The sequence below is a fragment of the Bacillus sp. NH11B genome (assembly GCF_001884205.1).
GTDB classification, from domain to species: Bacteria; Bacillota; Bacilli; order Bacillales; family Bacillaceae_G; genus Bacillus_A; species Bacillus_A proteolyticus.
On record NZ_MAOG01000043.1, the window covers coordinates 1 to 14,887 of the forward strand.

The 14,887-nt window shown below is 35.3% G+C and carries 9 protein-coding genes, 3 pseudogenes and 1 riboswitch; of the genes and pseudogenes, 6 read left to right on the forward strand and 6 right to left on the reverse strand.

Going from position 1 to position 14,887, the window contains the following annotated elements; all coding sequences use genetic code 11:
* Positions 1–393 precede the first annotated feature (393 nt).
* Positions 394–522: pseudogene (locus BAU27_RS32815) on the forward strand (homoserine dehydrogenase); the annotation flags it as partial.
* A gap of 243 nt (positions 523–765) precedes the next feature.
* Here BAU27_RS32815 and BAU27_RS07970 read toward each other — a convergent pair.
* The 3 genes from BAU27_RS07970 to BAU27_RS07980 all read right to left on the reverse strand — a co-directional run bounded on the left by BAU27_RS07970 (position 766) and on the right by BAU27_RS07980 (position 4,775).
* A complete protein-coding gene (locus BAU27_RS07970; protein ID WP_071745324.1) occupies positions 766–2,553 on the reverse strand; it encodes a helix-turn-helix transcriptional regulator in 1,788 nt (595 codons plus the stop codon).
* A gap of 115 nt (positions 2,554–2,668) precedes the next feature.
* Positions 2,669–3,247: a sensor domain-containing protein gene (locus BAU27_RS07975; protein WP_071745323.1), complete on the reverse strand. Its 579-nt coding sequence runs from the start codon at positions 3,245–3,247 to the stop codon at positions 2,669–2,671.
* A gap of 202 nt (positions 3,248–3,449) precedes the next feature.
* Positions 3,450–4,775 carry an erythromycin esterase family protein gene (locus tag BAU27_RS07980; RefSeq protein ID WP_071745322.1) on the reverse strand — a complete coding sequence of 442 codons (1,326 nt, stop codon included), beginning with the start codon at positions 4,773–4,775 and terminating at the stop codon, positions 3,450–3,452.
* Positions 4,776–5,134: 359 nt separating this feature from the next.
* On the opposite strand from BAU27_RS07980, the gene BAU27_RS07985 reads away from it, so the two are divergent.
* Positions 5,135–6,016, forward strand: a complete 882-nt coding sequence (locus BAU27_RS07985) for a CPBP family intramembrane glutamic endopeptidase (protein WP_071770583.1) — start codon at positions 5,135–5,137, stop codon at positions 6,014–6,016.
* Between the two features lie 376 nt (positions 6,017–6,392).
* Here BAU27_RS07985 and BAU27_RS32820 read toward each other — a convergent pair.
* A pseudogene (locus BAU27_RS32820) lies at positions 6,393–6,531 on the reverse strand (IS6 family transposase); the annotation flags it as partial.
* An 887-nt stretch (positions 6,532–7,418) separates the two neighbouring features.
* On the opposite strand from BAU27_RS32820, the gene BAU27_RS07995 reads away from it, so the two are divergent.
* On the forward strand, positions 7,419–8,900 hold the full coding sequence (locus BAU27_RS07995; RefSeq protein ID WP_071770603.1) for a serine hydrolase domain-containing protein: 1,482 nt from the start codon (positions 7,419–7,421) through the stop codon (positions 8,898–8,900).
* Positions 8,901–9,389: 489 nt separating this feature from the next.
* Here the strand turns inward: BAU27_RS07995 and BAU27_RS08005 are convergent, their stop codons facing one another.
* Positions 9,390–10,151: a glycosyltransferase family 2 protein gene (locus tag BAU27_RS08005; protein WP_071770584.1), complete on the reverse strand. Its 762-nt coding sequence runs from the start codon at positions 10,149–10,151 to the stop codon at positions 9,390–9,392.
* A 260-nt stretch (positions 10,152–10,411) separates the two neighbouring features.
* On the opposite strand from BAU27_RS08005, the gene BAU27_RS08010 reads away from it, so the two are divergent.
* Positions 10,412–10,942, forward strand: coding sequence for a hypothetical protein (locus BAU27_RS08010; protein ID WP_071770585.1), 531 nt, complete (start codon positions 10,412–10,414; stop codon positions 10,940–10,942).
* A 174-nt stretch (positions 10,943–11,116) separates the two neighbouring features.
* Here the strand turns inward: BAU27_RS08010 and BAU27_RS08015 are convergent.
* A pseudogene (locus BAU27_RS08015) lies at positions 11,117–11,451 on the reverse strand (IS4 family transposase); the annotation flags it as partial.
* Positions 11,452–11,604: 153 nt separating this feature from the next.
* Positions 11,605–11,712, forward strand: a riboswitch (SAM riboswitch).
* Positions 11,713–11,795: 83 nt separating this feature from the next.
* Between BAU27_RS08015 and mmuP the strand changes: the two are divergent.
* Positions 11,796–13,205 carry an S-methylmethionine permease gene (gene mmuP, locus BAU27_RS08020; protein ID WP_016130533.1) on the forward strand — a complete coding sequence of 470 codons (1,410 nt, stop codon included), beginning with the start codon at positions 11,796–11,798 and terminating at the stop codon, positions 13,203–13,205.
* Positions 13,180–14,157: a homocysteine S-methyltransferase gene (mmuM, locus tag BAU27_RS08025; protein WP_071770586.1), complete on the forward strand. Its 978-nt coding sequence runs from the start codon at positions 13,180–13,182 to the stop codon at positions 14,155–14,157. Before mmuP ends, mmuM begins: the two co-directional genes overlap by 26 nt.
* The last annotated feature ends 730 nt before the right edge of the window (positions 14,158–14,887 follow it).

The window sequence follows — 14,887 nt, forward strand, 5'->3', positions numbered from 1 at the left end:
ATTAGAGTTCGATAGAACTCTTTACTTAGGAATCCCCCTCTTCTAAACGAAGTGAAAGTGGGGGTAGTTCAATAACCATATAGAATATAAATGTGTCTGCATTTCGCATCACCGTATCCCAACTACTCGTGTATCTCTACTAAGTGGAATATAAAATTCACCACTCCTTAACCTGTCACTGGGATAGATGATTTTTATCAGTACTATGTGGTTGCAATTATAGTCATACGACTGCTATACTACTTAGACATAACGTTTAGGCAGCGGTTATGACCAAGCGGATACATATCATTAACAAAATAGAGCTAGCCAGTCTGGACAGCTCGTTTCCATAATTATCGTTATCAGAAGTTGTTTTTAGATAATCAGTTCTTATATTTTATAATAGTGCCGTTTGTTCCTTTGTCTCAGTCTTCAATTTGTCTTGCAGATCTGATTTGTTTAACTGAAGTTGTATTACTAGGAATGCTAGGGACAATTGCATTGAGAGGAATAATGGTCACTATTTCTTCGTTTGTATAAAGATATTAATGCTTATAAAAAAGACACTCATTCTAAAATGTACCCTATAGAATAGACAATTAAAAAAGTCTATTCTATAGGGTGTTTTTATAGAAACATAATGTTACTATCGTTGGGCTACGCCCTTCACAAGCTTGAGGAAGAAGAATTATTTCGGGGAATTCGTTAAATTCGTAAGTTTATCCTTTATTGCAAATTGTAACTACAGTTTACTTTGCTGTAAAGAAACAAAAAACATTTTTCTTATTCAATAATTCCAATTTCTAGAGCCTTTTGAACAGCTTCTTCTTTGTTACGGACTCCTAGCTTTGTATAAGCTGTGGAAGCATAATTTCTGACCGTACCATTCGATAAATATAACCTTGATGCTATGGTAGTGTATCGAAGTCCTTTTGCTACTAGTTGCAATATTTCTATCTCCCTAGCTGTTAGCTCATAAGCGGTTGCTTTTGATTGTGGTGTCTCTTTTTGCTCATCAAACTTCTCAAATATTTTGTGAGACATTCCCTGATCAATTAGTGTCCCACCTTTGTGAATAAGTCGAATCGTATTAGCTAGTTCCAACGTTTCAATAGATTTGAGTAAAAAACCATCCGCACCATTGCGAAATGATTCCAACGCCTGTTCGGTATCCTGAAAAGTTGTAAAAACCAATACGCGGATATGTGGCCATTGTTGCTTAATCTTTTTGGTTGCTTCGACTCCATCCATGTGCTGCATATCTAAATCCATAAGTATAACATGGGGTTGAAGGCGCCCACACAAATCGATGGCTTGATTGCCATCCTCAGCCAAACCGACTACATTTAAATCTTCATATCTATCGAGTAGTGTTCTCAAACTTTCCCGAACAAATGGCTGATCGTCTACAATTAACAAACGAATAAGTCCATCTTTTATTTCAGTTTGTCGTGGTATGGTACAAGTAACAAGCATTCCTTCCTCTGGCTTTGTATATACAGACAATTGACCTTGCAAATTCATTGCCCGCTCTTTCATCGCATTCATACCAAAGCCTTCCTGCCATTCTACATTTCCTGTTCCATTATCTTGAACTTCTAACCTCGTATATTGTTGTTCAAACTGCAATGAAACTATAATTTCAGTCCCTTGACCATGACGTACTGCATTCGTAAGGGACTCTTGTAAGCAACGAATGAATGCGATCTTCGCTTGCCGAGACAATTGATATTCCTCTCCGAATGTCCTAAAACTTACATTTACCTGAGCGTGCTCCTGAAATTCGGCTCCAAGATTTTGTAGAGATTGAATCAAGGAAGGGGATTGACACGGAGAATCCATTTGGTGTAGATAACCTCTCACGTTCTCGATGCTTTTACGCCCCATTTCAAGCAGAGAATCTAGCCTCTGTATACCCATTTCAGTAGCAAGTTCGGTACGCAACGTTTCCATCCCCATAATAATAGAAGTATAAGCGTGACCAACTGTATCATGAAGCTCGCTCGACAGCCTGTTCCGTTCTTCTGCCAGTGTAATGCGTTCAATCTGAGACATATATTGCTCAAGTACTGCGTTTTGTTTACGAATTGCTTCATTTTGCTTATGATTGGCGATTAATAAATGAAAAGCGAATCCCATTACATAAGCGAATCCATAATAGGTGACCATAGCCCAATAGCTATTACTTGGCGCAACCGCATAGAAAATTCCAGTTGTTATAAAAACTGTTGTTGGAGCTGTCCAATAATAGGACAAATGCTTACTATTTACAGCAATTAGAAACACCGATATAAGAAATATGTTGTAAGCTTCCGGAAATAATGAGGTTAAATATATACATTGTCCACCATACAGCAGTATTTCTGTGAACAAGTAATATTTGTAATTGAACAGTAAGGCTACCCATGGAATTGAGAAGGCAACAACCTCCCAAAGAATAATGATCCAAAGTGGCAATGTTAACCCATCCTGAAAACTTAATGTAGCTAGGATGATAGACACACTAGTAAGTAGACGTATCCCTAACATAATCCAATCATACCAAAACCAATACTTAACCATATCTAACAAGTCATTTACCCCCTAAATAGCCTACCATTTTACTTCCTATATTAAAATTTAATCCTTCATGTCTTATTATACTTTTAAATTTAAAACTGCGATACTACTCACAGACTGCAAACTTCTATTGATTTAGTTGCCGAATCATACTACGTGTATAGCCCCCAATTTTCTTTGTCAAACGATCTACTATTCTAATACTTATGGCGGTAAATACTATACCCATAAACATTACAAAGAGTGACTTGGAAAAAGTATCTATCTGTATGAAAATAATATTCATTTCGATGTAGCGATACAGTAGTGGTGCCAACAGGAACATAAGTGGCATTACATAAAAAATGGTTGCACTAATAAGACTAAAAATGCCAATCGTAAGTTTCTGCATTAACCAATAGACAGCAGACCAAGTACGGCGATCTGTAAGCACTAATTTCACCTGAGTCCAGTTCGATGTATCTATTGTTATACTTCTATCATAAGAGTCTGTTGAAATATCTGTATAAATTTTCGTCTGTATGCGCTCGAATTGGATAAAAGGTGTAGTAGTCTGTAGTACGCGTATAACTAGTGGAATCCCAATTACCGTAAATGAAAGGGTGAAGCTGAATAGCAGAGCTATTAGATAAAAACAAAAATAGAACAATCCTGTAACGAAAGTTAGCAATAAAAAATAACCATTCTGGATGAATCTTAATTTCATAAAGTTCATCACTCCTATCTATGTAATAACCGAATTGTACTGCTTTTTTTGTCATTCTCACTAGTGTAAAAGTGTCATATGACATTTCTAAATGATGCTAAAAAGGGGAGAGTAACCTACTTCTGGTTAAAAAAGATGCTTATATTAATCTCCATAAAATAATCCCGTTCTTGCAGATGCAAGAAGGGATTGTTTTGTACTTTTATTTAATATGAGATGGACTTGTTTTTCGAATGTGAAAAATAATATCAAATTGCTCAAGCAATGACTTATCAAAGTATGCCGATTCGTTCGGTAAGAGTCGTGCCCCTATACTTAGTAATGGTCTTTTTGCTTTAACCCATTTCTCTGCTGGTCCTTTAAGGTGACGGTTATCCAATAAAAACATTTTATATGGTACTTTTCCGAGGGTATAATTGAAACTATTTATATCTTGTGGAATCAGATCCGTTGTAATCTTATCTCCAGTGGCGTTGTATAAGGTGAAATTCCCCTCCGTAGTTGTACTGCCAATTGTGACATAATTATTGTCTAAACGTTCCTTCAAAAATTGCCCCGCAACATAAGGGTATAATTTCTCATCGATAATTCCTTTAGCTATATGAATATTGTGTCCCCATACCATTGTTTTACCACCCAATGTCTCTTGTGCCCACATTGCATGATCGGCCAAGTATTGCTCATGTAGCTTTAACATACTTGGATAGTCGTTAGGAATTAGCATTGTGGTAAATTTCTCTATTGCACTTGCCGTTGCTTTCGCCCAGATGTACTCGGGTGAAACTATTTCTGTGTTGGCTTGCTTATTCTCATCTTTTAGTAATCGAGCTACTCTCTCAGCGTTTGCTTTGAACTTTTCTTTTATTTCAGGAGCAAGGTCCATATATTCCTGTGTACTTCCATTAAAAGCCGACAATTCTTTATAATTTTCTTCTACTTCTGCCAGCAAATCTGGTCGATGCAGCCTTACATAATCAATTACTTTATTAAAGCAACCTTGGTCCAACTCCTTTAAGTCGAGCCCAATAAATTGGATCTTTTTTTTATTGGATGGATCAGCATTATAATCTTTCATCCACTCAATCATGGCTATAATTTCATCAGTAGGATATAAAAAGTTTAAAAATTCCCTAGGGTTTCCTTTTCCTGTTTGGATATATTCATTTAGCTTTAAGCCGTTTCCCCAATCTTCTTCCATTGTGAAATTTGTAAAACCCATCTCAGTAACCAAATATTTCACAAGTCGAAACTTCATAGTGAAAATTTCAGAGCTTCCATGAGTATTCTCTCCTAATGCTACATATTGTGCGCTCCCAATCATTTTCTTAAGTGGTTTTAAATCCTCAAATGTTTTTGATGGCTCTATCGTTTTTAATGGGTAAGCTTGTGATTGTATTGATTTAATTATATTTTTTTGGATTGATTGACCTGAATTTTCGACTGCTACCGTTTGAGCGTTTCCTACTTCCACACATCCTGTGACTAATAAAGCTGTACTAACCATTGCAATTATCCTTTTCTTATTCATCTTTGCCACCTCAATTGAATTATTTTTATAAGCAAGATTGATTCATGTACTTGCATGAATCCTTTGCCTTAATTCAATTGTTATCTATTCCATATCATATTTTCTAGTTACATATTGTCATAAGGTTAAATTGACACAAGTCATAGGTTAATCATTACACTTTTGTACTAACGGCTATGACAACTTATAAATAATAATTACATTGATGAGTCGCAAGTAAGACTAGATTATGAGTTTGGGAGGGATTTTAAAGATGAATGATCTGTATGTCAAAATATTTTTATTCTAAAGTGTGTCTGTGGAAATGACAAGAAGTAAATTCGATAAACAAGTGAATTAAAGGGGAAGGGCGGATTACAATGATATTACACGCAAAATCGTTCCACAATAAAGATAAAATCCAACGTGCTAAAATAGGACTTCAACTCTTTCTGAGTATCTTAATCATTACTTCTATTATCCTAAATGTAGTAGTAATAATTACTAAAAGTATGCCGCTTATTGTGGTATATATGTTTACCCCAGCATTTTCTTCTATTTTGACTCGCATAATACTGAAAGAAGGGTTTAAAGATGTATCTTTTAGTCTCGGTAACTTAAAGATATGGAAGGGGATTGGTCTTGCTCTGTTAATACCTATGATAATATGTGGAATTACTTATTCTATCGCCTGGTTGAGCGGAATTGCGAGGTTTCAGCATCCCGAAGGTGGTATGTTAGAACCAATCTACAATATACTTGGACTTCAGTATTTACCGGCACCATTCAGTTTCATTTATCTAGTAGTATTGAGCGGCGTTTTAGGAAGCTTGCTTAACTTAATCCCAGTTATGGGGGAAGAAATGGGTTGGCGGGGGTATATGCTCACAAGGCTAGTCGATGCGGAATTTTCACGTCCCATCCTTATTAGTGGATTGATTTGGGCAACGTGGCATGTCCCAATTGTTATTGCTGGATTATACGTAGAGGGAACATCTATCTTTCTCTCTGTACTTGGCATCTATTTTTGTATTGTACCATTCAGTTATATTACTGCTTATCTACGACTTTTAACAGGTAGCATTTGGCCTTCGGTTATCATCCATACTACTTGGAATGCCATTATTCAAGGACCTTTCGCGCGTGCAAGTACAGGACATCAAACTGAGATTTGGATTGGAGAATCTGGTTTGATAACCGCTATTATTATCTTAATAACTGCAATAATTGTGTCACGAATAATAAGATTTACTAAACATTGATTTTGTTTGTAAACAATTAATCAGTTTATGTGTAAATAGTTGTATTTTGATTATTTTCTTTAATACCATGTAGCATAATTTTTTCACTTCCAAAAGAGGTACTATGGAATGCTGTTGTTATTCAAAGATATAATTAACTAGAAAGAATTTTAGTGTTTATTATATAGAAAAATCAAAATGTTACAAGTCAATATTAACTAAGCCGCTATAAAATACCCCCATTCGATATTTTGAAAGAGGGTATTTTAATTTGGGATATTTGCCTTTCTTCGAATGATGGGCATATGCCATTACCCATCGCTATCCTCGAAAGGGTTCTGGTGCAAAGATTGTATTTATTTGAAAGAGGTATATTGATTCCTAATGGAATCTATTCTTATGCAGACATTCCGAATAGTTGATGAATAAACTTCACTTCATTTCATTTCATTTTGGACAGACTTGTCCCGTAAAATAAGTTGGCCTTTTTTAATGATATGCATCGCTTCTATTTCTGAAAGAATAGATTTTGCTTTTCCATACCAATCACATCCTTTTTTAGAGTAATAGTATCAGTATGTCCAAGTCTGAAAGACTTTTTTTAGATATTTTGAAGTTTTTGCACCAGAACCAAAAAGAGCACCCAGTATAGGTGCCGGAATAAAAATTATTCAATGATAAAGATAATTACTTATCACCATTTTATTTGTATGTTTCAATTAAAAACATGAACAAAAATTGTACATGTCTATATAAAATCTATGTTCTGTCTATGTAAACATTTGTTTTATTTACAACGTAAATAAGAATTCCATCTGGTGTAATATCTATACCAACAGGTTCGGTACCCACGCTAATTGTACCAATAACGGAATTGTTAGCGAAAATCCAAGGCTCTTTATATTGAGAAATAAAGAAGAGTCATTATAAAGAATCTTACTTTTTCATAAATAAAAGAGCAGCTAGCAAAAGCTAACTGCTCCAATCATGGAATATGGTTAAGAAATGGGTTGTATACAGTATTGACAGAATATTTAGTTTCATTCAGGGGTTTACTAATTATGTAGGTTACATGAGAAGTCCTATTAATATCCAGGCTGCTGTACAGAGATAATAAAGTTGTTTAATTTACAATAAAGTCGTTTAAAAAACGCAAGTCATGTTATTCAACAATCCGGCCATTTAATGGAATAAAAATCGCGAATCTAATTGGATATTTATGTTAATATTAGTGTAGAATTTGTGAAGGATTGTCTTAATCTAAAATTGCAATTAATTTTTTTTGGTTGAAAATATAAGTAGTTTGTATCGCTGTAGGTATTCAGATAACAAGGTAGACAAGGAGACTGAAATGATAAACTTTGTTAAGCAAGAAAAAGTTAAATGTTCTACATGCGGGAATAAAATCAGAGAAAAACAGGTTATGAGGAAAAGTCAATTTGCAATAGGCAAAATGTTCGTAATCGCCATACTAATGCTAATGATAAGTGTTAACGGAGTTGTATTTGCAAACGATAACGAATCTACAAATGGTAGTTTTGATATTTCTAAGATTGATCAGTTTATGACAAATGAGATAGAGAGACTGAACATTCCTGGTGCATCATTGGCTATCGTAAAGGGAGATCAAGCGGAATATATACAAGGATATGGTGTTTCAAATCCAGATGGGACAAAAATGACATCGCAAACGCCAATCGTTCTTGGTTCGACTACTAAATCGTTCACGGCCCTTGCCATTATGCAGTTAGTGGAACAAGGAAAAATCTCCCTAGAAGAACCGGTGCAATCCTACATACCTTGGTTTCAAATTGCAGATGAAGAAGCATCTGAAAAAATCACCATTCAACATTTACTGAATCATACAAGCGGTCTTTCTACAAATGATGGTCAAGTATCTATATCACAAGGGAATAAAACATTAAAAGAACATATTAAAAGCTTGGCAAATACAGAATTGACATATTCTGTGGGCGAACAATATCAATACTCGAATTTAAATTATAACATTTTAGGTTTAGTCATCGAGGAGGTTACGAATAAATCGTATAAAGAGTATATCAATGAATTCATATTCAAGCCGCTTGAAATGAACAATAGTTATGTTAACCCAAAAGATGATACAAACAATGCAATTGCGATTGGATACCAAACTGTATTTGGATTAAAGGTGCCGACAAAGCAATTAATCCATGAAGGAACTGTTTCTTCAGGTTACCTTATTTCCAGTGCGGAAGATATGGCAAATTACATGATCGTACAATTGAATCAGGGAGAATTCAAAGGAAAAAGTATTTTATCAGCGAATGCAATGACCACAATGCATCATCCATCAGCACTCATGGGGAATGATACCTACTATGCAATGGGATGGGAAGTGAATAATGAAGGAATCTCGCATAATGGATGGACAGAAAATACATACTCAAAAGTTGTGTTAGATGGGGAGTATGGCATCAGCTTGCAGATCAATTCAATGGATTATCTTAATCTTAATGAATATGATGCCATCATAAGCGGGATAAACAAGCTGGTACATAATGAAGAACCTTCTATATCTGATAGCAATCCATTTATGAAATATGTAATTATTGATTTGATTTTACTGGCAATAGTTGCTTTAATTGTTTGTTCAGCTTACAGAATTTTCAAACCTAAAAATCGTAAAGTAACAACATTCCGTAGGATTCTAAATGGGTTGTCTATATTAGTATTTAACTGGCTGCTGCCATTGATTATTTTGATTGGATTTCCTAAATTATTTGGTCCTTTGTCTACGGTAACATTATTTGCTCCAGGAATAGGGCATCTCTTATTTTTAATACCTTTGCTCTTTATAATTGTGGGAGTCGTTAAATTAGGTAAAGTAACACTAACATTAAAGAAAAATACTTTCGATGCATAAGCTGAAAAATCGTGATTGATTTCATTAAAGGGTGCTATTGTTGAATGAGCCATAGATTTTTAAACGATTTTATTGTTATATTTTGAGTACAGTGAAGTATCTTATATCGAAAATTAAACAACTAAATTTTAACCCCGTCCTAAATTTAGAACGGGGTTATGCTTGTTTTGGGTTTAAAAATTAAATAACTTTATTTTCTTTTCACACCAGTTTCATTATTGATTGGTTTACAAAAAAGGTCTTAAGTAAACTGAATTCTCCTAAAAAAATTCATTTAGTTCAACTATTTATTTATGCGATATTTGGCGTAATTTCATTAGGTATATTGTTTTCATTTGTTTTTATGGTACCTGACTTGGTATGGAATGCTCTTTTTGGAATAATACTAGCTGTTTTATATTTCTTTGTATTATCGTCTTTAAAGAAAAGAGATAAATCAACATCCTGAATGTATACTTTTGATGATGATTTGTTTAGGGATTTTCACAGTTATCTTTCCTGGTTATCATAATATGTTTTATCTGCATATTTTTTATCTTTTCCTTTTAGGTAGGCTAAGATTACTTTTGGATTTTTAAGTAAAGCCCAGTCTCCATATTTATCAAATCTTCTGCATGAAGTTATCATTCCGTTTTTAATGGTACCGAATTTCTTATTATTTTGCTTTCCCCATTTTTTTAACCGTTTAGCGAAATCTGCATCTTCTGCCATAAGCATGTTTTCATTAAATCCGTTGATTGCCATAAAGTCTTTTCTATAGCACCAAAAAATCCCTACAGATATAGCTCCATATTTAAAAAGTAAGGGGATTATTATTAACATTGCGGAAACGAATATTCCTAAAGATATTCTTTCAAACTTCCCAGTTACCCCACCGCCAATGTATTTATCTGAAGCTAAATATTTATCTACATTAGACAACATAGACTCTGTCATTTGGGTATCAGCGTCTATAGTAACGATTATTTCTCCACTAGCTATTTGGGCCCCAGCATTTCGGATTTTGGATAAGTTTTTATCGTTATTTTTTAATGTAATACAGTTATAAGACTTTGCTATTTCCTCTGTTTTATCTGTACAACGATTTAAAACAACTATGACTTCAGTTTGATCTTTATATGCCTCTGATGCCTTTGCAATTGAATCCAAACATTTTCTAATGTACTTTTCTTCATTGTGTGCAGGGATTATAATAGAAAACTTTACATCTTTTTTAAAATTGGCTCCTGAAGATTCGTTTGTTTCAGTCATAATATTCCCCCTTGTTATATAAAGTGAATATCTATTATATATATTAACATTTAGTGGGTTGTATTATAGAAACTGAAAGTAAACTATTATTTAAAAGTTTACTTTGGAATGGCTTTAGAAAAATAACATTCACTTCTTATGGAAAGTAGTCATAGGAATACATCCTTCATTGTGGGCGGGGTGCACATAGTTAAAAAAAATAGCCTTGTCCAATCCATTATCATTCTTTTGTCTTTTAATACTACAAAGGGGGTGAGTGGATGGGAAATAACGGAAAAATAACGTTTCGATTTGTAAAAAAAGATGGGCAAGAAATTAATTTGGGAAATCTTGATGATAGACGAAAAATTGTCATTGTCATTAATAATCAGATTACATTTGCACCGAATACAACACAAATTGCCAGTGGAGCCGGACAAAATAGTGTAGCAGGAAGTAATGCAGCAATCGATTCATCGAATATACGACAGCAAGAAACGGTGGGCGCTGGAGGCGAAGCGATAAATAAAGGAATTAGTGGGGATCAGATTGAGCCACATAAAATGAAAAAAGAAACTTCGGATGAAGAAGCAGAAGTTGTACTCATCATCAAAAATCAAATTAATAGAACCCGTGAGAAACAGGCTAGTGCTACTCAAGTGGCAAGTGGTGGTGGGGATGACAGTGCAGCGGGAACAAACGCTGCCATCGAAAGTTCTAACACTAAACAGCTACATGCAGTGGGAGGCGGAACGGATAGTTCGGCAGTAAACACAGGTGAAGAAGGCGATCAAATAGAAGAATGCGATTAAAGAAAGAAAAATAATTGCATTTTTTTCTTAATAGGGGTCACCATACATGCCCATCAACTTAAGAGTGGAAACACAATGAACTTTCGTTCGTATAAACGAAAAAACTCTTAAAATATTTTGTGTCCTTAAAAACGAGCATACCAAATAAATCTAGATAGGTATCGTTTTTAAAAATTATGCAGCTTTCTTTTGTTTTCTCAAACCATTATGCTCATAGACAACACCTAAAATATCAAAGACTGTTTTCTTCTCGTATCGATGAGATTTCCGGCCATTCTTCTGGAGTAAGTGGAACAGGCGGATTAGAATCTTTGTTATTTCTTGGGTGTTTTGCTGTATGGTTCGATATAAAATGTGTAAATGATCTTTAATCATTCCAATTGCTTTATATTCACTTAATTCTTGTTTCTTTTTTATAAAAGAAGTTAGCGCATTTTAAACATCGTAGAGGGGCACAGGAAAATAGCGATTAGCTTTCCATATAGCTGGCACTCTAATCTCTCCTGTTTTGTATGTTCGATTTTTAAATAATACCCAAGAAGGAGTGGGTTGCAGTTATAGAAATACTCTATTTTTTGTATTTCTATAATAGATAAAATTTCAAAAAAACAGAATTATCTTGACAGTTATTGAATGGATTGATAAGGTTATAAAAAAAATATTTCTTATCCAGAGAGGTGGAGGGACTGGCCTTATGAAACCTCAGCAACAGGTCTGCTTAAGTAGACACTGTGCTAATTCCAGCGGGTGATAATCCTGATAGATGAGAGCTTCCGTTTTTATTTGTCAGTAGCGCCCTCTTTTTTAGAGTGCGTTTTTGTTTTTTCTGGATAGTAACTAAAGGAGAGTAGAAATGGAGAACAAAAATGGGCAAGAATTTCAAAGGAAAATGCAAGCACGTCATATAGTCATGCTATCACTTGGTGGGGTGATTGGAACTGGCTTATTCTTAAGCCCGGGTTACACTATTCAACAAGCTGGCCCGTTTGGAACAATTCTATCCTATCTGATTGGTGCGCTAGTGGTTTATCTAGTTATGCTATGTTTAGGAGAGCTTTCTGTACATATGCCTGAAACGGGCGCATTTCATAGTTATGCAGTTAAATACATTGGACCGGGTACAGGGTATACAGTAGCCTGGTTGTATTGGTTAACTTGGACTGTTGCTTTAGGTTCTGAATTTACAGCCGCAGGATTACTAATGAAGCGATGGTTTCCATCGATTGATGTTTGGGTATGGAGTGCTCTTTTTGCCATTTTGATCTTTGTATTAAATGTCCTGACTGTTAAATTTTTCGCCGAATCCGAATTTTGGTTTTCATCGATAAAGGTTATAGCTATTGTGATTTTTATTGTTTTAGGAGTAGCGGCAATGCTAGGGTTTCTTCCGATGACTCATTCAAAAGCAGCACCATTCTTTTCTAATTTTACAAGTGGAGGTTTATTTCCTCATGGTGCTACGGCCATTATAATGACCATGCTTGCGGTTAATTTTGCTTTTTCGGGAACAGAATTAATAGGCATTGCAGCTGGAGAAACAGCGAACCCGGAAAAAATGATACCGAAGGCCATTCGAACTACTCTGTGGAGATTAATCATCTTTTTTGTAGGAACGATTGTTGTTTTATCTGCGTTATTGCCTATTTCCGATGCAGGGGTATTAGAGAGCCCTTTTGTTGCAGTTCTAGAACGAATTGGGGTGCCATATTCAGCTGACATAATGAATTTCGTTATCTTAACAGCCATTTTATCTGCGGCAAACTCAGGCCTTTATGCCTCTTCTAGAATGCTTTGGTCGCTTGCTAATAAGAATACGATATCCCCGATTTTTGGAAAAATGACGAAGCAAGGTGTTCCAATCAACGCCGTCATTTTCAGCATGGTGGGTGGAGCTTTGGCTTTGCTCTCAAGTATTGTGGCACCAGATACTATCTATATCGTACTTGTTTCCATTTCCGGTCTAGCAGTAGTTGTAGTTTGGATGAGTATTAGTGCTTCCCAGTTCCTTTTTCGCAGACAATTTTTGAAAGAAGGAAATTCTGAAAAGGACTTGATTTATCGCACACCACTATATCCATTAGTACCAATTGCTTCTTTTATCCTTTGTCTGGCATCGTGTATTGGAATTGCATTCGATCCAACACAGAGAATTGCCTTATATTGCGGCATACCGTTTATTTTGTTTTGCTATGGAAGTTATTATCTAACAAAAAATCTAAAAAAGAGGGGCGTAGATTATGTCGAACAAAATCAACCCAATTGATGCTATTTTATCCCAACATTCCATTATGCTTCTTGACGGAGCATTAGCTACAGAATTGGAGGCGCATGGATGTAATTTGGACGATCCCCTTTGGTCGGCACGTGTGTTACTAGAAAATCCGGAACTAATTTATCAGGTTCATTCGGACTATTTTCGTGCTGGAGCGGACTGTGCCATAACAGCAAGCTATCAAGCTACTATTAGTGGTTTTTCCGCGTATGGAATACTAGAACAGGAAGCTTTGGAATTAATTAAGAAAACGGTGTTACTTGCAAGAAGGGCAAGAGATGATTTTTGGAAGGAAAATACGCAAACGAATAGGCCTAAACCATTGGTTGTTGCATCAGTTGGTCCGTACGGGGCTTACCTTGCAGATGGCTCAGAGTATGTAGGCAACTATGGTGTGACAGATAAAACATTAGCAGACTTTCACCGTTCGAGAATGTCAGCGTTAATCGAAGCAGGTGCAGATCTATTGGCATTTGAAACGATCCCATCCCTACAAGAAGCAAGAGTATTAGATACATTATTGCGTGAGTTTCCAGAAACATATGCTTGGCTTTCCTTTTCGCTAAAAAATGAGAAAGAGATTAGTGAAGGTATGAAACTCGTGGAGTGTGCACGAGCTTTTGAGAAAAGTGAACAAATTGTAGCGATAGGCATCAATTGTGCGCCAGTAACCGTTGTGACTGGTGCAATCCAAGAGTTGAGGGCAAACACCAAAAAACCGATTATTGTTTATCCAAACTCGGGTGAAACTTATAATCCAGAATCAAAAACATGGCATGGTCATGAACAATGTAACGCGTTGGATATTCAATCTGAAGAATGGTACCAAGCAGGTGCACGTTTAATAGGTGGATGCTGCAGAACGACACCTTATCACATTGAGGAGATATCGAACAAGTGGCGTTCTTCCGAGTTTTTCTATTCGAACGAAGCAAAACAGTAATGTAATGGATGATAATCTATCTTTGTGCGTATTTTCATGATTTTGCTTGTTCAGGAATCTACAGTTACGTCTATTGGAACAAAATGCCTTTTCAGAGACACAAATGTGGATGGTAGCCTCGGGAATCCAGTGGACTTTTGGGTATCTTAGGTAAGGAAAGGAATCAGGGAAAATAAAAATCGCTAGTTTAATAGATATGGTAGACAACATGCTGAATCTTTTAATGAAGATGTAGTTGATCCAATTGAAGGTGAAGGGGACCATTTATTCGTAATTAAAGTTAATGAAGAGGTTAATTTAGTTATTCAAAAAATAGTTCAATAACTATATGAAAATTTGTTGTGGTAAAAATCCTTGTTGTAGTAGTAAATGTGGTCATATTGTTGTAAAAAAGGATAGATGTAAACAGGTATACTCTCCTGTTCATCTATCCTTTCCTTTTTACCTTATAAAATGTGTGACATTATATTCAATCGCATTAATATAGGATTTCATTACTATTTCCTTGACTTTAAATAAAACGATAGGGTTTATTTGGTATGCGTATTATTAAGAGTATGCTTCTATTTTAGGAATGCTTTACCCCACAAAATGAAAGTACACTTTATTTCCATTCTTAAGTTGATAGATGTGGGGTAGCATCACATGCCCAGCATGCTAGAAATAACAAATTACCCCATACCCATTAAGCTAATATTTTGAGAGCCCTCCATAACGAAAAGTTTACCTC

What these genes read in the sequence shown, in the direction of transcription:
- BAU27_RS07975 (WP_071745323.1), bottom strand. Translation starts at nt 3,247, where the DNA reads ATGAAATTAAGATTCATCCAGAATGGTTATTTTTTATTGCTAACTTTC.
- BAU27_RS07980 (WP_071745322.1), bottom strand. Translation starts at nt 4,775, where the DNA reads ATGAATAAGAAAAGGATAATTGCAATGGTTAGTACAGCTTTATTAGTC.
- BAU27_RS07985 (WP_071770583.1), top strand. Translation starts at nt 5,135, where the DNA reads ATGATATTACACGCAAAATCGTTCCACAATAAAGATAAAATCCAACGT.
- BAU27_RS07995 (WP_071770603.1), top strand. Translation starts at nt 7,419, where the DNA reads ATGAGGAAAAGTCAATTTGCAATAGGCAAAATGTTCGTAATCGCCATA.
- BAU27_RS08005 (WP_071770584.1), bottom strand. Translation starts at nt 10,151, where the DNA reads ATGACTGAAACAAACGAATCTTCAGGAGCCAATTTTAAAAAAGATGTA.
- BAU27_RS08010 (WP_071770585.1), top strand. Translation starts at nt 10,412, where the DNA reads ATGGGAAATAACGGAAAAATAACGTTTCGATTTGTAAAAAAAGATGGG.
- mmuP (WP_016130533.1), top strand. Translation starts at nt 11,796, where the DNA reads ATGGAGAACAAAAATGGGCAAGAATTTCAAAGGAAAATGCAAGCACGT.
- mmuM (WP_071770586.1), top strand. Translation starts at nt 13,180, where the DNA reads ATGTCGAACAAAATCAACCCAATTGATGCTATTTTATCCCAACATTCC.